This window comes from Aedoeadaptatus coxii (assembly GCF_001553115.1).
Classification (GTDB): domain Bacteria; phylum Bacillota; class Clostridia; order Tissierellales; family Peptoniphilaceae; genus Aedoeadaptatus; species Aedoeadaptatus coxii.
Map to the genome: position 1 here is coordinate 148,237 of NZ_KQ960181.1, position 23,659 is coordinate 171,895.

Consider the following 23,659-nt stretch of genomic DNA (forward strand, 5'->3'; position numbering starts at 1 on the left):
ATGGGTGCGTTGTCGTAGCAGTTGCCTTTTCTCGTCATGCTTTGAAAGATGTGGTGTTCTTCTAACATGGCTTGATAGGCGGTCATTTGGTAGCCCCAACCGCGATCGGAGTGGAAGGTGCGGCGGTAGGGGCAACCGTTGGTTCGTTCGATGGCTTCTTCTAAGTCTCGTAGCATGGTGATGCCGTTAAGCTGATCGAAGAGGATATAGCTGATGATTTCCATATTATGTATGTCCATGTACGGATCGAGGTAAAGTTTCTTTGTTTGAAGTTTCCCTGTTTGATCTTCTTCTCAAGTTTTCTTCGATGATTTTCTTCTTCAATTCGTAACTGTATTTTGCCATTAAAAGACCCCCAAAGATTGGTTTTTTGGGTCCAACTTTTGGGGGCAGTACAAAACGCGGGGTATTTTTTAGTGCACACAAAAGGAGCCCAGTTTTACTAGACTCCTCAATGGTTGACATAGAACCTTTACAAACTTCATTTCTCCACACAAAAAGACCGAGGTTGCCCTCGGTCTTTTCTTTTATGATGATGTATTGCTACATCATGTCTATGATCTGCTTATTTCAAAAAATCGTTCCAAGTCTTTAAGACTCTTACCCAAACTTCCGGTACTTCACCGTCTTTTGCACGATAGAATTCGTGGGTATTGGAAGCTTCGATGATTTGATAATAAGCCCAGTGGCTTCTGTCTAAGTCTTTGAATTCGACGATATCCTTGCGAACATTAGCAAGACCTGCTTCATTGATTCCGCGATCGAAGAGACTGTTCAAAATCGTAACAGCTTCGGCACGGGTAATGTCGTTGTTCGGTTTAAAGGTGTTGTCGGGATAGCCCATAATACGTTTGTTGGCGTAAGCTTGGCTAATCGCATCGAGACCCCAGTGACCTGCGACATCGGTGAAGGGAAGTTCAGCCATGTTCGGATTGTCGATACCCTTAATAAGTTGTGCAAATTCGGCACGGGTAATCTTACCGTTGGGAGCGAAGGTTCCGTCGGGATAACCCTTCATTAAGCCGGCCTTAACGACGGCGTTAATAGCAGAGTTGTACCATCTGCTTTCAACATCTTTGAAATCGGGTTTGGATGTGTCAGACATATCCAAATTCTTCAAACGAGCAACCATAGCAGCTGCTTCCGCACGGGTCATATCACCTTGAGGATGAACCGTCTTGTCTTGGTAGCCATAGAGGTAAATGACGTGAATATCCGTTGCGCGCTTAGCTTCTTGTTCACCGACAGGTTCGAGGTTAATATAACCGTCGTAATTCTTCGGTTCGGAGGGTGTATCGCCTTCAACCTTTCTTGTCACTTCATTAGATTCAGGAAGGCCCGGCGTCTTTTGTTTTGCTTTAATGACGTCTCCGTCTTTAAGCTTTTTATCTTTCGGAACTTCAACAGTCCAGTCGCCCTTTTCATTGACATCAACTTCAATAGGCTTTTCTACTCCAGGAATCGTAACCTTAACCTTTGAACCGGGTTTACCCTTACCTTCGATTTTCTTATCGCCAGGTTTTACGGGATTGATGACCGGGTCGTCGGATTTTATTTCTTTAAATGTCCAAATTAAAGTATACGTGATATTTCCGTCTGTATCGGTATCTTTCTTCCACTTATCTCCTCTCGTCCAAGTACCTACCTTGTCGCCGTTTACAATAACATCGTGGGATGCAACAGCAGGTAGAGTAGGATCTGCGGGTGCTTGATAGCCGGAAGTGTCGGTGGGTTTTTGATCTAAAATCTCTTGAGGAAGAGCTCGATCTGTTCCTACACCCTTAAATACATACTTAATGTTGATCTTGCCCTTTTCAGTCCAAGTCCAAGTACCGGTAAATACGTTATTTGCTTCATTCGCATCGACGGTTAATTTAGTCTTGTTCCAAGCTTTAAAGGTCCAAGTACCTTGTTTACCGTTGATCTCTTCGTCAACCTTATTGAACTTATCCTTGCCAGGTGTTTGTTCGGAACCGATATAGTTGGTCGTATCATTGGGTTTTTGATCCTTAACAGCTTTCGGTAAAGCGTGACTTGTCGGTACATCTTTGTCAGCTCCTACAATAGCAGGATCAATAGCAAATTCACGTGTGACTTTAGCCGTTTCGGTTTCAGTTAAGATCCATTTGCCGACTAATTTGTTTTCAGCATCATTTGCAGAAACCTTCGCCTCAGTCAACTTGTTTCCGTTGCGATACCAACCATCAAACTTCCAGGTACCTTGTAAGTCACCGGTATTTACATCTTTATTTTCAAAAGTCGGTAAAGTAATATCGCTACCTACATATTTACCAGTTTGTTTTTCCGGAACGGTAGGTTCAAATCTGCCTTTGAGAACGGATGCGAGAATTTGTTCAGTCGGTTTCTTGCTGTTGTAGAACTCGAAGGAGAACTCAACATCCTTCTTACCCTTTTCTGTTGTAGAAGCTGTTATAGTTGTTTCCTTTGCTGTAAGTTTACCAGGCTGCACATCATAATAATCTACATTATTAGCCTTTGTTTCATGGTTTGCCTTTACAGTTACAGTCGGGTAATCATTTGCTTCTAGCGCTTCATCTTTTTGAAGAACCATTTCCTTGTTATCAGGATTTAGTGCTTGAATTCCGTTGCCTGCAACAAACTTAACGTTTCTTGCATCTTCAGGATAAGTTCCCGGATCATCGTTGCTCGGTGTTACCTTATCGCCTTTTTTAGCGCGAACGATTAATCTTTGTCCATCAATTTCTTTAGTGGAATCGTCGCCGAAGGTTACCTTAAGCTTACCGGTGAATACGCCAGCATTAGCAGTGCTTCTGTTGCTTAGGTCTTCAACATTCTTGAAGGTAACGCCTTCGATGGGTTTCACGCCATCTTTCCATTCAACTTGATCGCCAACCCATTTAACAATGTCTTGAACTTCAAGTTGATCGCCATATTTTTGAGCGTCGGTTTGACCGGCATTGGCTGTAAAGACCACCTCGGACGATACTTTAAAGTCTTCATCCTTCGCTACTTCATTGCCCTTGTACCATTTAAAGTCTTTGTAACCTTTCTTTAAGTTTACAGCGGGTGCATCCGACTTAACATCGGTACCCGGCTTAACGTACATGGTCTTTTCAGTTCCGGTAACGCCTTCGCCAATCTTGAATTCAACCTTTACGGCATCTTTCGGTAGGTTCTTATTGTTATCGTTCTTGTGAGGTGCTACATAGAGCGTTTGCTCTTTAACGATAACAGAAGAACCGTCGCTGAAGGTAACTTTAAGATTACCTTTTTCGCCGTTGGGGAGATTGGCAGTAGCAGAAGTTCTGTTATTTTCGTCAGTAACGACTGTGGTGTTTTCATCTAAAATCTTTTGAAGATCTTCATTAGCGTCTTTTAATTCAACGCCCTTCTTCCAGTCGATAGGATCTTTTTCCCAAACTTTAATATCGACAGGTTTAAGCTTATCTTTGAATTGCTCTGCCTTGGTTTCTTCAAAGTTGACGGTGGCTACAAGGCCCTTGTCAACAGTAAAACGCCAATTAGTAATTTCAGTTCCGTCTTCTACAGTTAAAGTCGGCTCTTGATCTCCTTTTTGGGATTTTACTTTGGCAGGATCAAAGGTGTTGGGATTATCAGTATTAAGTTTATACTTATTTTCATCCTTGGATGCAGCTACTAAACCGGCTTTATTTACAACATCTGTAAAAGTTTTGTTTTCTACAGGGTTTACATAGTAAGTGATAGAAGCATCCGCTACTGCGGCTCCATCTTTCTTAAATTCGCCCTTGGTTTCATCAATCTTCCAAGTAACGGGGATATAAGTCTTCTTTACATCCTCACTTGCCTTATCTTCAGGAATGATCGGGTCAAGTTTCTTGTAAATGAATTTAACGGTGTAGGTACCGTCTTTCGTGTAAGTTGCTTGTTTGCCTTGTTCCGGAACAGGGTCAGTCTTAGTCTGTTTAAGTTCGTAACCGAGGAATTTCGGGGCTTTCAAGTGTTCAGCAGAAATAGCTTGGTCTTTTTTACCGGATTGTCTTGCCGGATATTTTTGATCATCTATTTTGTACTTCGCATCAATTGCCGTTCCACTTTCATCGACGTATTCATACTTAATGTGGTAATCGTCTTTCGGGCCGTAGATGGCATAGAATGTGGTTGTTTTTTCAGTAAATGTCAGTGCATCTAATTCATCTTGTTTTAGAGGTGCAGTAGCATTTGCATCTGTATTCCAACCTTTAAATTCATTTTCAGTGGTTTGATCTTCGGGTTTAGCCGGGGGAATGAGTTTACTTCCATCAGGGAAGGTAATTTCACGCCCGGATTCATTGCCCTTAATTTTTTCACTGTGACCAATCTCTTGGGAATCATCAATTTTAACACCGGCTTTTCCATCTTCAGCCAATTTACCTTTACCGGTATTAAACTCGACGTTTAAAGCTTCACGCATAGAGAGAACGTGGAAAGTTCTGTAATCGCCGACGGAGTTGTAAAGGTATTTAGTATCGTTCTTTAATACCTTTTCGCCTTTTAATTTGTATTTCTCGCCATCTTTTACTTTTAGGCTTGCGTAAGGGGCTTGAGATTTCTCTGCAATAGCTAAGAGTTCATTATCGTACTTTCCTTTATTATCTGCATCAGCATAGGTTGTGATTTTTATGCCATTGTAGTAATAGTCGTAGTTGGAATACTTCATTCCATCAGGGTAAGTTTTTACATTTGTTTTATCGTTTGTATCAAGAACGTTGTTACTATACACAGAATAATCTCTATTTACAGTTGCAAGCTTGACATCGGATGTTTGATTTTCCTTGCCTTCCCATCTGGCAGCAATCTTATCCCGATTAGCCGCATCATTATCAAACCATCTAATGCCGTAGCCGTGCATAACATTTTGTCTGCCTTCAATATTAAAGACAACTTTCTGGTCTACACCGGCTGTTCCTTCTTTATCTTTCTCATCCCACTTTACAGGAGCCAAGATAAAGTCATAACGCATATCTTCTGGAATGGCAATTGTTATAGATCTAAAACCCTTATTTACCAAAGCTTCTATGGAAGGCTTTGTACCAAAATACTCTTGGACCATTTCAAATCTTTGCTTTACTCCAGGTTTAGCAACTGAATTAACCACAAAGTGTCCAAGCTTTATAGATCTCGAGTCACTTGGCGGACCAGCATACACAAACATGGTCACATTGTCTATCGGTCTATCAATAGTAGACCAACTTAGATCCAAAACAAATTTAATATCATTTGTTCCTGTAGAACCTGGGTCCGCAAGGGGATTAGCTGATCTAGGTACGCCACCAGAGCTCTTGAGTTGCTCCGCTGAAGATGCATCCAGTAGATCTGCTACCTTGTAGACCTTGTAGGGCCTACCGTTAATTGTTACTTCTTCGTAGTTCTTATCATTTTTCGGCGCCGGCTTGCCTGCGCCGGTGGCAGCAAAGGCATTTGTAGGCAGCATGCCCAACAGCATGATAAAAGCTAGGAAGAGCGCTAGTTTTCTTTTCATATTTCCTCCTTTTATAATACTTTAGATAGGGGCAGAGCCCCTATCTAAATATTATATTTACATTTATTCAACTATAACAGTATTCTCATAAGATAAATAATCGGGATGAGTCACTTTGATGAATAAGTTTGTTCCCTTTGGCAGTGTTTCATTTAAAGAGACGACTAATAGTCTGGTTATATCTGTAGCTTCTCCAAGGGGTGTTAAAACATCTTCATATGTGTCATAGTTGAAATCGACTTTAAAGACTTCAACCTTAGCATTAGGAGCAGTAGCTGTTACAACAACAGTCTTGTCATTGCTTGTTACCTTTCTAACATTAATACCAATCTGTTGTTTGTTGTATTGGTCAAGCTTTTCCTGAATCTTTTCGATGGCTTTGTCGATGGATTCTTTGGAACTTGTCTTATCGTTATCGATATTGGTACCTTCGGTTGCGGACTCTTCCAGTTCTTTCTTGGCGTAGTCCGGCTTCGTCGGATACTCGGGATCTTGTTTCTTGGCTTCAGCTTCTTTGATCTTTTCTTTCAGCTTATCTTTTGCTTCGTCGTAAGCTTTTTTATCTTCGATAGCTTTTTCGATCTTATCTTTAGCCTTGTCGACTTCTCCTTGGTTCGGAGCAGGATCTCTCTTCTTCAGATCTTCGCCTTCTTTAATGGCTTGTTCTAAAGCTTTATCTGCCGGTGTGCCGTCGTTTCTCTTTTCGAGTTCGCCCTTACCGTCAGTGATGGCTTTATCTAATGCAGAGGTGTCGACGCCGACGGTCACTGTATCGGAAGTAGTCGTTGCCTTATCTTTCTCAGTTGCCTTAGCTACTATTGTGTCTCCATCTTTAAGTCCATCCACCGGTACTGAGAAGTTTCCATCTTTGTCAGCCTTTGTAACAATTTCCTTTGGAGTTCCACCGTCTTTAGGTGTAATCGTTATAACAACATCAGCATTAGGTCCGGCTTTACCTGTAATCTTTGTATCATTTGTAGCTACAGGATTAACTTCTGGTGTTGTGGATTTTTCTTTATCTACAACTTTTACTTCCGCTGCCGGAGAGGCTTTGCCGGAGTCGTTGATTGTAGAAACCTTAATCACGTCATCTTTTTTAGCGGACGGGTCAAGGGGTACTACGATTTTACCGTCTTCTACCTTAACTTCCTTGTTGGGATCTTCTTTAACTTTCCAGCTGCCATCGGGTTGTTTCTCGACGGTCATGGAATCATTGTCGCCAACTTTTACCTTAATCGTCTTCGCCGTCGGGTCTGCTACCGTCGGGTCGGCAATCTTCACGCTCTTGTCGCCTGTGTAAACAGGGTCCACTTTCGGCGTTTGACTTGCTTTTTGTACAGGTGCCTTATCGAAAGCTTCATTAGCCGGTTTTTCGCCGTCTTTAAATGTCACTTTAATTTGGTCTCTGTCATTTAGTGGAAGCTTATCCTTTACAGGAATTTCTAGCTTGCCATCTTTTTCAGTAACTTTAACTGCTGGGTCTGAACCTACAACAGTCCAAGTATTTCCAGTAGAGTCTTTTGTAAGTGTTACTTTGTTTCCATTTTGGTCTGAAACTTCAATTGTTTGAATCTTGTCATCAGCCTTTGGAGCTGCTACTACAACTTTTTCATCTTTTTCTCTTATTGGATCGATTACCGGAGTTGAAAGTTTTGAGCCTGTATCAGCTTTCCAGTTTCCATCTTTATCTCTTATAACAGATGTTTCTGCCTCGGGAGATTCAGACTTACCTGGTTCAGTTGCTGTAACAAATACTTTTACTCCTGGATCTAATAATTTATTTAGATCTGCATTAAAGTCGCCGTTAGCATCTGCTTTGATTGTTTTTCCTTCCGGAAGTAGGCTTTGTCCATTAGCATCTGTAATCTTGATTACAGCATCCTTAGTTGCCTTACCTTTTACCTTGGTGACTTTTTCGTCTTTTTGGTTTGCTGCAACTACATCTGTAGGTTGTGCTGATTGCTTTTTGTTTACAGTTAATGCCGTGGGTGTTTCACCGGTAATGGCTTTGCTCACTTCTTTATTATCTTTAGTATCTAAAGTAACGGTCAGTTTCTTGCCATTATCATCATTCGTTAATTTAACGCCTTGCTTGTAATCAACAGATAGACCGGCGTTTGTAAACTCAGTGTTGTCCTTGGAATTGTAGGTGAAAATCTTTTGATTTCCGTTTACATCCGTAATAAGAACTTTGAGTCCGTCAAGATTTAGCTGATCACCGTCATTATATACCATTTTCTCAGGCGATGAAATGACTTGCATCTCTTTTGCCTTCTTAACATCGAAATCTTTGGCGGAGTCCGGTTGTCCCGTTCCGTCGGTATCGTTAAATACGACGACGGTTTGTTTGAAGGATTCCGTCTTCGGTTTCAATATCGCTGTTACATCAACTTTAACTCCTTGTTTGATGGGAGCGTTGTTTTGTTTAGCTTCAATGGTGTACTTGCCGGTTTCTTTGTCTGCTGTTGCAGTTCCTACTACTTCACTACCTACCTTAGCTGTAACAGTTGCACCCTTTTCAGCTTCGCCGGTAATGGTAGTGAACTTGGGTTCCTTACCGATATTGGAAGCTAATGCTGCAGGCCTTTCCGTTTGTCCCGCTTGGGTATCGGGGATTTTGTTGTTGTCTAAGTCGTCGAATACTTTGACGGTTTTTTCCGTCGGTTGTTTTTCGCCGTCCTTAACAATAACTTTTACCTCGGTGTCTTTATCGAGTTTCGGTTGGATTTCCTTAGTTAATTTACCTTGGTCATCAGCCTCAGCTTCGATTTTCTTAGTTTCACCAGTTTCTTTATCTTTGTATTCGATGACAACTTTAGCTTTTGGTTCAGTTTCAACTTCTACAGTTGTTACCTTGGGATCTTTACCGATGTTACGTGCCATTACGTTGGGTTCGGCCGTTTTTTCGGTTCTGTCGTCTACTCCATTGTCATCTTTATCAAGAATAACTGTGATGTTTTCTTTTGCTGTTACACTTGGTTTTTTGTCAGCTCCGGTAACTGTAACTGTGAATGGAATAGTATTTACTGAACCATCTTCTTTTAATCCGATTTTTTCTTTATCTGCAGGAGATAAAGTGAACTTACCTTTGTTTTCAGCTTTCATGATGTCATCATAAGTGTAAGTTGCTGTCTTGCCTGAATCATCTGTAAGTCTAATCATTACACCTGTAGCATCAAATGGTGTTTTACCGGTCTTTTCTTTTACAGAGTAATTCATCTTGTTCGGATTCTTGATGATTTCAACTTTTGTAGCTTTTGCGATGTCGAATACTTCTTGATCGTCCGCTACGCCATTGTTGTTGGCATCCAATTTAATGGAAAGTGCTCTTGACGTTTCGACTTCTTTCGTCGCCATGTCGGCGGGAGCGGTTTTCAGCGTAACTTTCACTTTCTTATCGTGGTTTGCCTCAATGGTCAGATTATCTCCATTAGCAGGCGCCACGGTGAAGTTGGTGGTATCAGCCGCCAATTCTTCGGCAGTGTAAAGTTTTTCTTTACCTGCTTTGTCCGTTACGCGAACCAGCATGCCTTTAGCTTCGAAGGGAACGGTACCGTCTTGTTTCGTAACAAGGTAATCCATCTTGTTCGGATCGCTTACCATTTCGATTTTGGCAGCCTTCTTAATGTCGAAGTTTTCTTCGTTATCCGCTACTCCATTGCCGTCTTTATCAGCTTTGACGACGGCGGTGGTGGGATCGGATACTTGCTTGCCTTCGATTTGAGCGGTTACTTGAACTTTTGTGTCTTCAGCAAGTGCGCCGCCGTTTTCTTTACCTTCTTTGGTTGCTGTAATGGTGTATTCGCCGGTTACTGCATCTGCTGTTGCTTTGCCGACTTCTTTTCCGTCGACCTTAGCAACTACCGTTGCACCCTTTTCAGCTTTACCCGTAATGGTGGTTACCTTGGGTTCTTTGCCAACGTTCAATGCTTTCGCCGTGGGTGCCGGTGTCTTTTCGTCTTCATCAGCAATACCATTTTTATCAGCGTCAGTTTTGTATTGAGCTGTGATTTCTGTAGCTGTGTCTGACTTAGTAAATGTTCCTATAAGTGATGGTTTCCATCCTGTGTGAACTTTACCTTCGTTAGCAATTACCTTTGGTGCTTTACCTGTTAGGTCAACCTGTACATTAGGTCTAACCCAAACCGATTTTTCGGTCTTGTCGCCTTCAAATTTTCCGTCTTTGCCAGAAACGAATTTAACTTCTTGGAAGCCTGCTACAGGTTTATCTGAAATATCTGATTTAGGTTCATACTTAGCAGTATGAGTTTGATTGTCAGTGTATTTTGTTTGAAGTATTGGGTCCCAAGTATCAAATACAAAGCCATCATTAGCAGTTACTTTAGGTGCGTTGAATTTTACTTCTTCGCCTTTCCATACCCAGAAAGTAGTTACTTGATCTTTACCGCCGACTTGTTCAAATTTACCTTGATCTCCTGGTAAGAATTCTACTTTTGCGTAGTGTTCTGCATCATTAGGATCTTTTGTTACAACAGTCGCCTTGTATTGAGCTGTTATTACTTGTCCTTCAGTTGTATACTTTCTTGCAGTTTCAACATCCGGATCGTATTTTGTAAATTTGTAACCGTCGTTAGCTTTAATCGCAGGTGCTTGTTTCTTCAATACAACTTCTTTTTCAGGATTTACATGGTATGCAATAGTTGGTTGTTTACCTTCTACTAATTCAAATGTTCCGTGTTCTCCTGCTGAGAAGCTTATGGTTACCCATCCGCCTGGTTTAGATTGGTCGCCTGGGATTATTGATTCATTTGACTTGTCTTCATATTTAGCTGTATAAGTTACATTTTCTGCATATTTCTTTTTAGCTGCAGAATGTTCTTCATTGCCGTTAAAGAAGCCTTTGAATACAAAGTTTTTGTTTGGTTCAATTCCAGGAGCTCCGATTTCAACATCTTTTTCAGGGTTTACAAAGAACTTTGTAACTGAGTTTGGAGCAAATGTTCCATTTTCGCCTGCGTCAAATTTAACTGTTACATATCCTTCAGGTTTTTCAGTATCATCGCCCGGTGTTTTATCTTCGATAACATCGCTTGTTGATAGATACTTAGCATTTATAGTTGTTTCTTTTTTAAATGTTCCTGTTAGAGATTGGTCAAAGCCAGTGAAAGTATTACCTACTGTTGCTTTAACTACCGGGGCCGGAATAGTTACTTCTCTCGCCGGATCAACATAATACACAAGATCATCGAATTCTTCTGTCTTCGTTTTCCCTTCAGCAACATTAGTTGTCTTTGTAAACTCCCCTTTGTCGCCTGATTTTAAAGTAACCTTTGTCCAACCTTCGTTTGGCTCTGTTGAAACTCCGTCTACGTATATATATACGGCAGTTATTTGTCTATCACCAGTTATTACAGCTTCAGGTTGGTATTCTTTTGACCATGAGTCAAATTTGTAGCCAACTTTTGCTGTTACTGTTGGCGCTGTTATTTGTGACATCTTAATTTTTGCTTCAGGATTTACATAGTATACAGTTACTTGAGCTTTTTCTGTTTCATTTTCTTTCACTGGCTCAAATTTACCATGTTTTCCTTCAAGGAATTCAACTACATAATATCCTGCCGGTTTTTCAACATTGTCTCCACCAGGTATAATGTCTTTTTCCTTAGTAGCTGTTGCTGTGATAGTTGCATTATCAGCTTTTATAGGAGTCCCTGGTGCTACGTCCCATTTCGGATCTTTATATCCTACTTTAGCTTTAGCAGTAGGATATTGTTCTTTAGTTAATGCTTTGCCTTCCTTAACATCGTAAGTCTTAGCATCTTTAAAGGCTTCTACTCCTTCTCCAGCTTTAAATGTTACTCTTACGTATCCTTCCGGAGTTGGCTTTGTTGGGTTTTCTATAATGTCTGGTAATTTTGAAGCAGTTGCCTTAAATTCTATATTTTTATCAATTACTCTATTCCAAGGTTTTGCTTCATCTACAGTTTGTTCTCCTTCCGGAGTTGCTGTCCACTTAGGATTTTGGTGGCCTTTTGCTGCCTCTAAATCCGGGAACTTGTCTCTTGCAAGTTTTGATCCTTGGAATACTCCATAGGATTTTCCATATAAAGCATCTCCTGCAATGGTATCGTCCTTAGTTACTTTAACTGCGAATACGCCATCGGGAAGTTTTTCGCCTGGTGTGATTTCTCCACCATTTGCAAGGTATACCGGATAGTAGTCTGTATCTGCAACTTTTCCTGTTGTTGGAAGTTCCGGTTTCCATTTTAGGAATTTTTTATTGTCGTCTACTCTTCCATTAATAAGAGGTGTTGGTTGTCCAATTTCTTTTATTTGTTTTTGAAGGTCTTGATCAGTATATTCTGTTCCTTCCAGAACATCTATTACTTTAAGCTTTTCGCCGTTTTTAAATCTACCGTCTTGTGCGTTAGGACTTGATTCAGCGTGGAAGCTTAGGCGTTTGTATCCGTCCGGTGTCTTCGGCAGGTTGCCGTTATCGTCCGGTGTCGGAACTACAATTTTGGGTTGGGTAGCAAATTCAATATAGCCACCAACTTTTTGCTTTTGTCCGTTGATTTCAACTTCTTGCCCAAGGGCATTATAAGTGATTTTGTTAAGCTTATAAGTTTTGTCGCCAACTTTTAGTTTATTGTTTGCGTCGAGAGCTGTTGTAAGACTTAATGTTGGATTAGCTCCAGTAGAGTTTAATTGCTCGATTTCATTCCCTGCAAAGTCTGAAAGCGTTCTAATATTAAAAGTCTTTGTATTTGCTCTTAGAATAAAATCATGCTCTTCTTCTAAAGTAAGCTTTAATCCTAGATCTTGATTAATATTCTCTTGAAGTTCTTTTCCATATGGGTCTACAACTTTTAAATCAATGACTGGATGAATGATTTGAGTTAGCTCAAATTTATAAGTCATGTCTTGACCCAAGTTGAAGTTTGTTGTTCCATTGCCTCCTGGATAAACTCTTAGGGCTATATTGTCCCTAAGTTTAGGGATTTCTGCTTCAACAACACCTTGGCCCATGTCCTTTGGAAGATAAAAAGTTTCAGTCTTTTTAGTCTCTCCCGCTTGGAAAGACATTGTTCTTTTTTCTGTTCTTGTTCCGCCTAATTCCTTGAAAGTAATCTCTACGTCAAATGAACCTGCTTCAGTTAGTGCTGAAGGGTCAAATTGATCCTCTTCAAAATTAAGGCCCATGGTCTCTAGATTAATTTCAACCTTTTGAGCTACAGTTTCACTTGAACTGCCAGCTTGTTGAGTTGTAAATCCAAAAAGTCTAGCGCTTCTTGAGAAAAAACTAAAACTCGATTTTCCTTGTACTTTTCCTAGATTAATAACTTGCTTGTCGCCAACCGTTTTGATGTCGGTGATTTCATTTCTCTCTGTACGTACGCCCGAAGCCGCAAAGACATTCAGGGGCAATGTGGTAAAGAGCATAACGAAAGCCAAAAGCAAGGTTAGAAATCTATGCTTTGTATTATTCATTCTTCCTCCTAATGATGAGGGGAGGGAATCCCTCCCCCGGTTACTATCTTTCTGCCGACTATCATCTGCTATTTCTCAATACTGCAGTAACTATTGCCCCAGTACTTTTGCATAGGGGTTCGTGTAAGCACCTTCTGCATTGGTACCGATGATTTCAATAATGTCACCATCTTTAAGTTTGTAGGGATTTCCTTGAAGGTCTGTCAGCTGAATCTTTTTATATTTCTTACCGACAGTTTCTTGCTTCATTACCTTAGCCTTTGCTTGGTAGCCGTCAGCTTTCGTTCTAACGTCTTCAAGGTCCTCAATGTTATAGATTCTTACGGTAACAGTTACACCTTCTTCATAGGCTCTTACATGAACAAAGTCTTTACCTATACGTTCCTTACGAACCATGATATCGATAATCTTGCTCGGAACGTATTGAGGGTTAAGGGTTGTTGCGTTGCCAAATCTATCTTCTACTGAAATGTCAGCATTGCTAAAACCTTGTCTGTTAAGCATTTCAATAGTAGCCTTAAGTTCAGCTTCATTTTGTAGACGAAGGATTTGAGTTCCTGCATTGTTCTTGTACTTAACAACAATTACTTGTGTATCTTCCTTGAAGTTCGATAGATCCACATTTACCCAACGTCTCCACATGTCTTCTACAGGTTTTGCTTCTGCTGTTGGTGCTTTTAAGTCTAGGGTAAATCCGTCTGAATAATTAGGTTTCTTGCCATCTTCGTCAGATTGGATAACAAGATTAATACCTTGTTCCTTTAGCTTATTTATTTCATCGAATTTATCTGCAGGAATTAAGATTTGTCTCTTAACCTCAGTTGTGTCGTCAGACTTCATATCTTTGTCTAAGACTACTGGAGCGATATCACCCTTGGCATCAACCGGTGCTAGTGGAACGAAAGTTTTTACTCCACTTTCTTCTTTGAAGTATCCTAGAGTATATTTTGATCCTGCTTTAGGTGGTAGAAGTGGATGGTTTGGCACGTTGAATTCTATAACGCCGTTGCCATCTTTATCCTTTGGAAGTTGTTCTTTTTCTACTACTTTGTGTGAAACTGGTTGTTCCTGAACCGTAGCTTTTACAATTTCTGAGCCTTTTTCTTGGTTTCCGACTGCCTTGAATTGTTGAGCTTGTACAACTTGTCCCGGTTGCATTTGACCGGTTTGAATAGTGATTACACCATTTTCATCAACTGTAACATTACCTGTGAAAGTACTGTTCACTTGGTCATAAACTAATGTGCCGCCAGCGTTTTTAGCAACTATTACGGTCTTTCCATCAGGTAGGGTTGTCACAATCTTACTTGGATTTCCAACTTTTCTTACGACTACTTGTGTTGCGTCATACTTGATCGGATCGATTGTAGGTGGTTGAACATCTACCTTAGAGTTTGTAAGTTTGATGCTATAGCCATAAGTGTCAAAGTATTTCATTGTCTTATCATCGTTAGGATTGATAAGGTTTCCATCTTTTGTATAGTGGCTACGCAATGTAGCTGCTGACATGGCATCGACACCGTCTGTGTTTACAAGTTGAGCCTTGTATCCGCCTAATCCCTTGTTTTGGTTAGTGTTTACAATAGTTGCACCGTAGTCTTTATAGTTTACACTTCCATTTTCAAATAAAGCTTTTGTTGAATCTGTAAGCTCAACTGCGATATAGGACATTCTGTGGCCGGCATCATCATAAGAGGGTAGATCGTTCCAATTTAGTTTGCCAGTTTCAGGCGTTGCGCTTGTTAATGCTTGCACTGTTCCCGGTACCGGTCTGTAAACTGCGTTTTGGTCTACAATTTCGAAGCCTGCTGCTCCTACTGCCGGTCTTGCTAAAAGACCAACATAAAGCTTGCCGATGTTCTTGTCTTTGTCTGTTCCTTGGTCCCAAACTTTTTCAACGTCTACGTGGTAGTTCTTCTTCCATACCGCATAGAGGTCGACGCCATCTCTGATTTGATCGGCAGTTAGTGGATATTGGTCTCCATCACGTAGATAGTTATCAACATTCACGCCGGTTCCTGTTTTGTTTTCATCAGGAATGTCTGCATTAGGATTAGTTGAGTAACCTACTAGAGAGTAGCCTTGCATCTTGAACTTAGGATCTGACCAGTTCTTTTGAAGGCGAACTGTACGGTCTGTAAGGTTTTGTTCCGTTAAGCTTTGAGTTAACGTTTCATCTGTCTTACCTTTTAAGCCTTCCGGCGGATTGGTGTGGAAAGTTACAAGTGGTGAACCGTAAGCCGCGTAAACAGTCATGTTCTCAGTAATCGGCGAGGTGCTTGTAAATATGAGGTTTTTACCACTTAGATACTTATCTACTGAATCCGCTTTTTCTAATTTTAAGAAAGCTTCTGTAACTTCTTGAGGTGTACCGGTCAGAGGTTGAGTCGTCCAGCCTAAGAAAGTCTTGCCGGAAACTTTAGGATCTTTTTCAACAAACTTTCTAAGTGCAAGAGCTTCTCTAGTTCTAGCTAGTTCGGCTTGAAGTTTTGTTTTCTCTGTTGAAGTTGAAGTTTCAGCAATTTTCTTTTCAATTGCTGCAATGTTTTGTTCAAAGTTCTTTCCGTTGTGGTCTTTCAGGTCAACATTCTTTCCTTCAAAACCGTTGGCTACATAGCCTTCTTGGTTGGCAAACTTCACATTCATCGGTGCTATACGCACAACTTCTTCTTGTTGGTTAGCTCTCTTTGTAATATAAGCGTGTTCTGTACCAACTTTTTGGTCTTTGTCGACGCCTTTATAAGAAATAACACTTTGATCTAGTGTACCACTGTTTAAATTGAATGTTACCTTGGCTTGAACTTGTTCCATTACAGGATTTTCACTTTCAAGGGCGTTTGCTAGAACGTCTTGGTTGGTAAAGTATAGTGGCGTATCTTTTACTGCCCAATAGGATTTGTTAATCTTGTGTTGAGCATCGTTAGAAGCTGATGTCCATTCAAAACCTTGAACATCAGCGCCGTTAACGTTCATTTCTATCTTTTGGTCCGATGCTTGGATAGTACCAAGTCTTTTTGCTGTAGTAACATCCTTTTTATTAGCATCGTAGGGATATACATACACTCTATCGTATTTTGAACGACCTGTTAGGTGTTCAGAGTCTGTAAAGATTTCGTTGATATCCGGTGCATCAGCTGTTCTTGTTAAGATACCGCCACCGAAGTTTTCTTGACGTGATACCATTAATGGGTCGTGGTTGTCGATAAATAATGATTGTTGTGGATCATTTATCTTTTGACCATCTTTAAAGATTTCGCCCTTTTCATTTCTTGTATAACCATCTATTAGAGGTCTTTCAAATCTGTAGGTCTTGCTTTTAGTTATTTTAGCTCCTGATTCATCCTGTGCTGAGTAGTTAAATGTAACTGTCATGCCAGGAGATACTTCCATAAGCTTAGTCTTTCTTGAGAAGATTGTAAGTGGCGTGTCCTTTTTGATTTTGATATCAAATGGAACTGACACGGTCATTTTACGCATGTAGCTACCCGATCCGCCAACATACTTCGCCTTGTCACCAGTCGTCCTTATTCCAAACTTATATTGGTCATCGCCTATTTGGATGACGGAACCATTGGTATCAAAAGTACCAAGTGTGATAAGATCACGTCTCCCATCAAAACGGATGTCGATAGTGTCACCACGTTTTAGAATGATGTCTTCATTTCTTGGAACGGATTTAAATTCTTCTATACCTGTTGGATTGGTAGCGAAGACTGTTGAGAAGAATTCGTAAGATACAATGTCTGTAGATCCGAAACTTTCTTTTAGCTTGTCTTTGTCGATAAAGTATCTAACTACAGTAGATGTGCCATAGCCTGTTAGGGTTGTACCTGTTCTCATGAAGGTCTTGTCTGGTGTATTATTTGTAACCTTGACTACACCTACATCCCCAATCTTTTCAATATCATTTATTGAATAGTCAATCCTGTTTGCAGGAAGTGGAACTGTTGGGTCAGAAGATGGGTAGCTTACTGCATCATTGCTGTTAGCAGCAAAGATTTGCGCTACTGTTCCAGACTCGTCTTGTGGTTTTAGGATACCTATAAAGCTTTTATCGAAGGTTTGCATAAAGCCGTAGTCGCCTTCGTTTCTCTTATCAGCTGCGTTAAAGGCACCACCGGAGTCAGCAGTAGAACCTACAGCACCTTGGCTCCTTCTTGTATATACATCGATATATCCTTTTTCTTCGTTATATTTAATATAAGAAGAAGCTGATTGGAAGGTGTTTTCTGTGTTACGAGCTACGTCTGTGTTTAGAATTCCCTTTTTAAGGTCTACCCTTACAGGTACGAAGGTCGACATAGTGTAGGATGAATATGGTACCTCTTCATTCTCTGCTATAGTTGTAGAGTAAATTCTTTCGAAATTACTGTCCATAAGCCTCATTTGGATAAGAGGGTTTTCCTTTAGGTTTTTAACTGTCTCGCCTTTTTTAAGGACTAGGTCAATTGGGGTTTCAAAGTTTACCCCTAATAAACCTGTTCTTACAGTTTGAGTTCCTTTTTCACCAATACTTACGTATCTAAGGTTACCTGAACCACCTTGTTTGGCTGATAAGGGTTCAAACTTAATAAATTCTTTGTTAAAATTGTAGCCGTCGTGGTTGTTTGGGAATTGTTCAGTTCTCTTTTTACCAATACCTGATAGGTCCCAATCAATTAGTTGGTTTAGGTTGTTATCCGGCTTGAGTATAAGTCTTAGCCACACATCGGTAACTGCTCCTGAGTATCCAGAAAAAGCAAGTCTTACTACCTCTCTGCCGTCCGGTCTAGTGTAGCCCCCGATGTATCTAAGGGACGGGTTCTTTAATGCTTCTGCTGAAGATACTTTTACCAGTCTACCTTGGTGGGGAATGGGCCAGTATCTAGCTGTCTGTACGTCGTCCACCCAATTGGCCGGCTCGACTTCGGCGAATGCCTGAAAGGGCACCACCGTAATGAGCATGAGAATGGCTAACATAAGTGCGAAGGCACGTTTGAAGCCGTTCGTTTTATTCGCTAACATTCTTCCTCCTTGTTGCTATATTTTGTGGATCTATTTTAAAACGCACGATAGAATCGCGGTTCTTATTTTTGATCGGTTGCCAGCCGCCATCTAAATGGCTCGCCGGAATAGATTCACATGGTTGTTCTGCCGTCGTTCATGTATTTCCGCTCTCGCTTTTGCGATGGGCTTATACATCGGCGACAAGTGTACGTTCTTCCTTCATAAAGGGTTTACACGGCGAAAGCGATATCCGTCGTTCACTTCCTGTCAAGCCCTTTAACAGATCATGATCGTTCGATATTTTCTTCATATTGTAATGGCCATCGCTCCCCTCTTTTCGTCAAACATACGAAAGTAACGTTTATCTATGTTGCTTACTTGGCAGATAAGAAGCAGGGCTATAAAATCGTAGCTCCGATTTATCTCGCCGCGAGTTTTGTGGAAACATTTTCCACATTTCTCGATTGAAAGCAAGCTGAATAGCACAAGACTACTCGTATAGATAGTGTACCACAATAATAAAGGTATTTGTTTGAATTATTAAGATTTGTTTAATGTTTTTGATTTAATAAAATATTTTAGGAAGCACGTTATGATTCTTCAGCTAATGGCGTTTTTTGTGCGTTTTTTGGACAGGTTTTCTTTAAAAATCTTATTTTAAATCTGTAGAGGAAAAAACAGCACCCGGATTTCCCCGTTTTTTGCCATGATTTATTAAGTCCTTGCAGCTTTATCGTCGTCGAGAGGCAATTTATGCATAAAATATGTGTCGCTTATCTTTCGCGGACTTGCCTCGAAAATATGACGCACTACTTTTTTGCAATAAAAAACCGACTCTTTCGAATCGGTTCTTTCTTATTTATATTGCACGATGCGTTCCGCCACGGCCATGGCGGCAATGCATCCGTCGCCGCATGCGGTAATGACTTGTCTGAAGTTTTTGTCCACGATGTCGCCGGCGGCGTAGATGCCGTCGGTTGCCGTCATGCAGTTTTCGTCCACGGGTACGTAGCCTCGTTTTAATTCCACCAGGGGCGCGAGGACGTCGGTTTGAGGTTGTTGCCCGACGTAAATAAAGATTCCCAGGGGCTTATCGGTTTTTTCCACGGTGGTGGTTTCTCCGGTTTCGTTGTTGTAAAGGACCAGGCCCTCTACCATTTTATCTCCTTTGATTTCTTTTAGCTCCGTGTGCCAATGGATGACGATGTTGGCGTTATTCTTTGCCGCTTCGGCGATAAAGCTTTCCGCCCGGAGTTCCCCTCTTCTGTGCACGATATGGACTTTCGCGCCGAGGTTGGCGAGGTAAAGTGCTTCTTCCACGGCGCTGTTGCCGCCGCCGATAACGTAGACTTCGCCGTTGCCGTAGAAGGCGCCGTCGCAGGTGGCGCAGTAGCTGACGCCGCGGGAGACGAATTCCGCTTCGCCGGGCACGCCCAGTTGATTGGGTTTGGAGCCTGTGGCGACGATAAGGTATTTGGCGCGGTATTCTTCTTTTGATGTGGCGACGATTTTCTCGTTCCCCGCCACGCTGATTTTTTCAACTCGTTCTTTTTTGATTTCGGCGCCGAAGGTGGTGGCTTGTTTTTTCATGCGCATGCCGATGGCCATGCCCGTGTCCCCTTCCAATACGCCGGGGTAGTTTTCCACGCTTAGCGTTTGTGCCATTTGCCCTCCTTCGAGTTGGGGCTCGAGGATGAGGGTGGAAAGGTGGGCGCGGCTCGTGTAAATGGCGGCAGTAAGCCCCGCCGGCCCGCCGCCGATAATGATCACGTCGTACATAGTTACCTCAACAATTCTAATAATCTTCCGGTAGCGCGCCACCGGATGTGTTTTAAGCTTTGAATGTCTTTCGATCCCAAAAGGACCATGATGATTTTAGATTTATAAATGAGTTCGCTGACGTATTCTTCGGCGTAATCTACGCCGCCGTGAAGGACGTATTTCAGGATTTCGCCGCTCATGGCGCACATGTCCGCGCCGATGACCAGGCTTTTGACGAGATCGAGGGAGGTTTTTATGCCCCCGGATGCGATAATGTTCAGATCTTTTTTCTCGAGGGCGACGGCGCGCGATAAGGCGTAGGCCGTGGGAAGCCCCCAATCGTAAAGATCGCTCATGTCGCGGCGTAAGGAGCGGAGGTTTTCCACTTCGAAGAAGTTGGTGCCGCCGAAGCCCGATATGTCTACGTAGCGTATGCCGGCGTCGTATAGTGTTTCCACGACGTCGGCGTCCATGCCGAAGCCTACTTCTTTTACGATGACAGGCACATTCAGGGCGTCTTTTGCCGCTACGATGCGCTCTTTTATGCCTCTGAAATCCCGATCGCCTTCATCCATGGCCAGTTCTTGCGCAGGATTTAAATGGATTTGCAATCCGTCGGCGCCGATAATGTCTACGGCGCGCTTGGCTCCTTCCGGGCTCAGGTTGCCGTTCATGTTGCCGATGACGATGCCATCCTCGCCCATTATGTCGCGGACGATGCGAAAGCTTTCGATGGCTTCTTCATCTTCCATGGCGATGGTTTCGCTGCCGACGGCCATGGGAATGCCAAGCCGCTTGGCCAGTTCCGCCAAATCGGCATTAATGGCTTCGGCGAAATCGGTGCCGCCGGTAATGGCGTTAATCATAAGGGGAAAGGCGATTTCTTTGCCGAGGAAGGTCGTGGTGGTGTCGATGTCTTCGAGCGCCAGTTCCGGCAAGGAGTTATGGGGCAAAAACACGTCTTCAAAGAGTGTGCTGCCTCTGTGTTCCGTCTTTAAATAGTTTTCTACATGTTCTCTTTTTCTATATTGTCTCACTTGTATCCCAGCCTTTTCTTTAATGATTTCATCATACCATTTATGGCCTTTGGGCTCAATTGTTGTAAGCAAAAACACCGCCCGAAGGCGGTGCATTTTATCTGGTGGATTGGCTGCCGAAGCGCAGGGCTTTTTGGATTTCGCCGATGACTAAAGGTATCAGGGCGGAAATTAATACGATGGCCCAATCCATGAAATTGAGATCGGTCATGTGGAACATTGTTTCCAGCGCCGGCACGTACAATACGACGAGGACTAGAGATAGGGATAGGAGCACTGCCTGATTCAGGCGTTTGTTGGTGAAGAATCCCATTTTGAGCAGTGTGTCGTCGATGCTTCTCGAGGAGAAGGAGCGGAATAATTCGCTAAAGACTAATGTGGAGAATGCCATGGTTCTGGAATAAATGAGGCCGTCGCCTGTGGTGCCGTGTGTTGTCAGCGCGTAGTAGTATACGCCCATGGTGGCCGCCGTAATGGCGATGGATTGAATGATGAGGGTAATGGTGACGCTTTTGTCGAGGATCGGTTCTTTCGGATCTCTCGGCGGTTCGTGCATGGTTTCTGCTTCCCCTTTTTCCACGCCGAGGGCGAGGGCGGGGAAGGAATCGGTGACGAGATTGAGCCACAAAAGTTGTATAGGTAGGAAGGGCGTGGGCAGATTCAATAGAATGGAAAGGAAGACCACAAGCACTTCCCCGATGTTACAGCTCAATAGGAAGGTGACGAATTTTTTAATGTTCGCATAGATGATGCGGCCTTCTTCTACGGCGTGGACGATGGTGGCGAAGTTGTCGTCGGTTAAGATGACGTCGGCGGTATTTTTCGCTACGTCGGTGCCAGTAATGCCCATGGCAATGCCGATGTCCGCTTTTTTAATGGCGGGGGCGTCATTGACGCCGTCGCCTGTCATGGCAGTGATTTCGCCGTTTTCTTTCAGTGCCGTTACGATTTGCACTTTATTTTGAGGGGATACGCGGGCAAAGACGCGGGTAGTCTTGACGATTTCGCGAATTTCTTCAGGGCTTTTGCCGTTTAGCTCTTCGCCCATCATGGCGTGGTCGCCTTCTCGTAAAATGCCGAGCTCTTCGGCGATGGCTTTCGCCGTTAAGAGGTAATCTCCCGTAATCATAACGGGAACGATGCCGGCGGAGCGGCATTCTTTAATGGCGGCTTTTACTTCCGGGCGGGCAGGGTCGATCATGCCCGTCAGCCCTACGAATACCATGTCTTTTTCGATTGTTTCGGAGGTAATCTCCGAGGGCAGGGTGTCGTAATTTCTATAAGCATACGCCAAGACGCGAAGGGCGTTTTTGGCGAAGCTGTTGTTTTGCTCGGAAATTTCCTTTCGATCTTTTTCCGTAAGTTCGACGACTTCCCCATCCTTTAAGAAGTATTTGCAGCGGCTTAAAACCACGTCCGGCGCGCCTTTTGTAAAGGACGAGGTTTTATCTTCAAAGTAGTTTTGGTGGAAGGTGGACATCATTTTCCGTTCGGAATCGAAGGGAATTTCGTCTACTCTCGGGTATTCTTCTTCGAGTTTTTTCTCGTCGATGCCTTGTTTTCCGGAGAAGGTAATGAGCGCCCCTTCCGTCGGATCGCCGATAATGCCGTAGGCGCCGTTTTCTTCTTTTAAATCGGCGTCGTTGGTTAAGGTGGCGATGGTGCTAAGTGTCTTCAATCCGTGAATGTCGTCGAAGGTAACGGGTTTGCCTTCAAAGGTAATGTCTCCTTTGGGCGCGTAGCCTGTGCCGGAGACGTCGAGGATTTTCCCGTCGACGTAGACGTGGGTGACGGTCATTTCGTTTTGCGTAAGGGTGCCCGTTTTATCGGAGCAGATGTAGGTGGTCGTCCCCAAGGTTTCCACGGCGAGGAGTCTTTTGACGATGGCGTGGCGTTTCGCCATATTGCCCATGCCCATGGAAAGGACGATGGTGACGATGGCGGGAAGGCCTTCGGGTATGGCGGCGACCGCCAAAGAGACCGAGGTCATAAACATATTGAGGGTGTCGTGGCCGTAGATTTTACCTACGATGAAGACTACGGCGCAGACGGCGACGACTAATATGCCCAGTGTCTTGGAAAGTCCCGCCAGTTTTCGTTGAAGGGGGGTTTGCTCGTCTTCCATGGTGGAAAGAGAGGTGGCGATTTTGCCGATTTCCGTGTCTTCCCCTGTGGCGGTGACGATGCCTCTGCCCCGTCCGTAGGTGACGATAGAGGCGGAATAGGCGACGTTCAGGCGGTCGCCGATGCCTACTTCTTCTTCCAATTTTTCTTCTGCGTGTTTTTCAACGGCGACGGATTCTCCCGTTAAGGAGGATTCGTCAATTTTTAAATTGGTGCTTTCCAACAAGCGCAGATCCGCCGGCACGATGTCGCCGGTTTCCAGCAAGACGATGTCGCCGGGCACCACGTGGGCGGAGTTAATTTCTTTGGACACGCCGCCGCGAATAACTTTTACCGTAGGCGAACTCATTTTTTTAAGAGCGGCAATGGCTTCTTCCGCTTTGCCCTCTTGGAATATACTTAACAGCGCGTTGACGATGACGATGACGAGGATGATGACGGAATCTACCGCTTCCCCCACCATGCCGGAAATAACGGCGGCGATGAGTAAAATAATGATCATGGGATCTAAAAATTGCTCCGCCAGTTTTTTCGCCAGTGGCTTTTTCTCTTCTTCCTGTAATTCGTTTGTCCCGTGTTCCGATAAGCGGCGCTCAGCTTCTTCTTGGGAAAGCCCTTTGCGGTTGTCGCTTTCCAATTTGGCGACCGCTTCGTCCGGGGTCATTTGATACCAATCCATAATTCCTCCTTAAAAAAAGAGACTCTTGTCCTTAGGACAAAAGTCTCACAGCCTGTTTAGGATCCTTGGCCGGGCTTCACGCCGGATTGACGACCAAGAATAATTGTTACTCCCCTTTGTTTCGATAGATAGTATATC

Annotated in this window: 8 protein-coding genes; all 8 read right to left on the reverse strand. The window is 43.0% G+C overall.

Going from position 1 to position 23,659, the window contains the following annotated elements; genetic code table 11:
* The coding region (locus HMPREF1863_RS06410; RefSeq protein WP_157065098.1) for a DDE-type integrase/transposase/recombinase at nucleotides 1-239 on the reverse strand (239 nt) is incomplete at its 3' end.
* Nucleotides 240-565: 326 nt separating this feature from the next.
* Entirely contained in the window at nucleotides 566-5,053 is a 4,488-nt protein-coding gene (locus tag HMPREF1863_RS09270) for an S-layer homology domain-containing protein (protein ID WP_198142726.1), read from the reverse strand.
* Nucleotides 5,054-5,545: 492 nt separating this feature from the next.
* On the reverse strand, nucleotides 5,546-12,934 hold the full coding sequence (locus tag HMPREF1863_RS06420) for an Ig-like domain-containing protein (protein WP_068368802.1): 7,389 nt from the start codon (nucleotides 12,932-12,934) through the stop codon (nucleotides 5,546-5,548).
* A gap of 90 nt (nucleotides 12,935-13,024) precedes the next feature.
* Nucleotides 13,025-17,938: a hypothetical protein gene (locus HMPREF1863_RS06425; protein WP_068368803.1), complete on the reverse strand. Its 4,914-nt coding sequence runs from the start codon at nucleotides 17,936-17,938 to the stop codon at nucleotides 13,025-13,027.
* Between the two features lie 169 nt (nucleotides 17,939-18,107).
* Nucleotides 18,108-18,230 (reverse strand): hypothetical protein, encoded by a 123-nt coding sequence (locus HMPREF1863_RS09420; protein WP_269746516.1) that lies wholly within the window; start codon nucleotides 18,228-18,230, stop codon nucleotides 18,108-18,110.
* 545 nt (nucleotides 18,231-18,775) lie between these two features.
* Nucleotides 18,776-19,699: a thioredoxin-disulfide reductase gene (gene trxB / locus HMPREF1863_RS06430; protein WP_068368804.1), complete on the reverse strand. Its 924-nt coding sequence runs from the start codon at nucleotides 19,697-19,699 to the stop codon at nucleotides 18,776-18,778.
* 2 nt (nucleotides 19,700-19,701) lie between these two features.
* Entirely contained in the window at nucleotides 19,702-20,790 is a 1,089-nt protein-coding gene (fni, locus tag HMPREF1863_RS06435; RefSeq protein WP_322621805.1) for a type 2 isopentenyl-diphosphate Delta-isomerase, read from the reverse strand.
* Nucleotides 20,791-20,815: 25 nt separating this feature from the next.
* A complete protein-coding gene (locus HMPREF1863_RS06440; protein WP_068368805.1) occupies nucleotides 20,816-23,521 on the reverse strand; it encodes a cation-translocating P-type ATPase in 2,706 nt (901 codons plus the stop codon).
* Between the last annotated feature and the right edge of the window lie 138 nt (nucleotides 23,522-23,659).

Coding starts and splice junctions, on each gene's coding strand:
- HMPREF1863_RS09270 (WP_198142726.1), bottom strand. CDS start 5,053: ATGGTCCAAGAGTATTTTGGTACAAAGCCTTCCATAGAAGCTTTGGTA.
- HMPREF1863_RS06420 (WP_068368802.1), bottom strand. CDS start 12,934: ATGAATAATACAAAGCATAGATTTCTAACCTTGCTTTTGGCTTTCGTT.
- HMPREF1863_RS06425 (WP_068368803.1), bottom strand. CDS start 17,938: ATGTTAGCGAATAAAACGAACGGCTTCAAACGTGCCTTCGCACTTATG.
- HMPREF1863_RS09420 (WP_269746516.1), bottom strand. CDS start 18,230: ATGAAGAAAATATCGAACGATCATGATCTGTTAAAGGGCTTGACAGGA.
- trxB (WP_068368804.1), bottom strand. CDS start 19,699: ATGTACGACGTGATCATTATCGGCGGCGGGCCGGCGGGGCTTACTGCC.
- HMPREF1863_RS06440 (WP_068368805.1), bottom strand. CDS start 23,521: ATGGATTGGTATCAAATGACCCCGGACGAAGCGGTCGCCAAATTGGAA.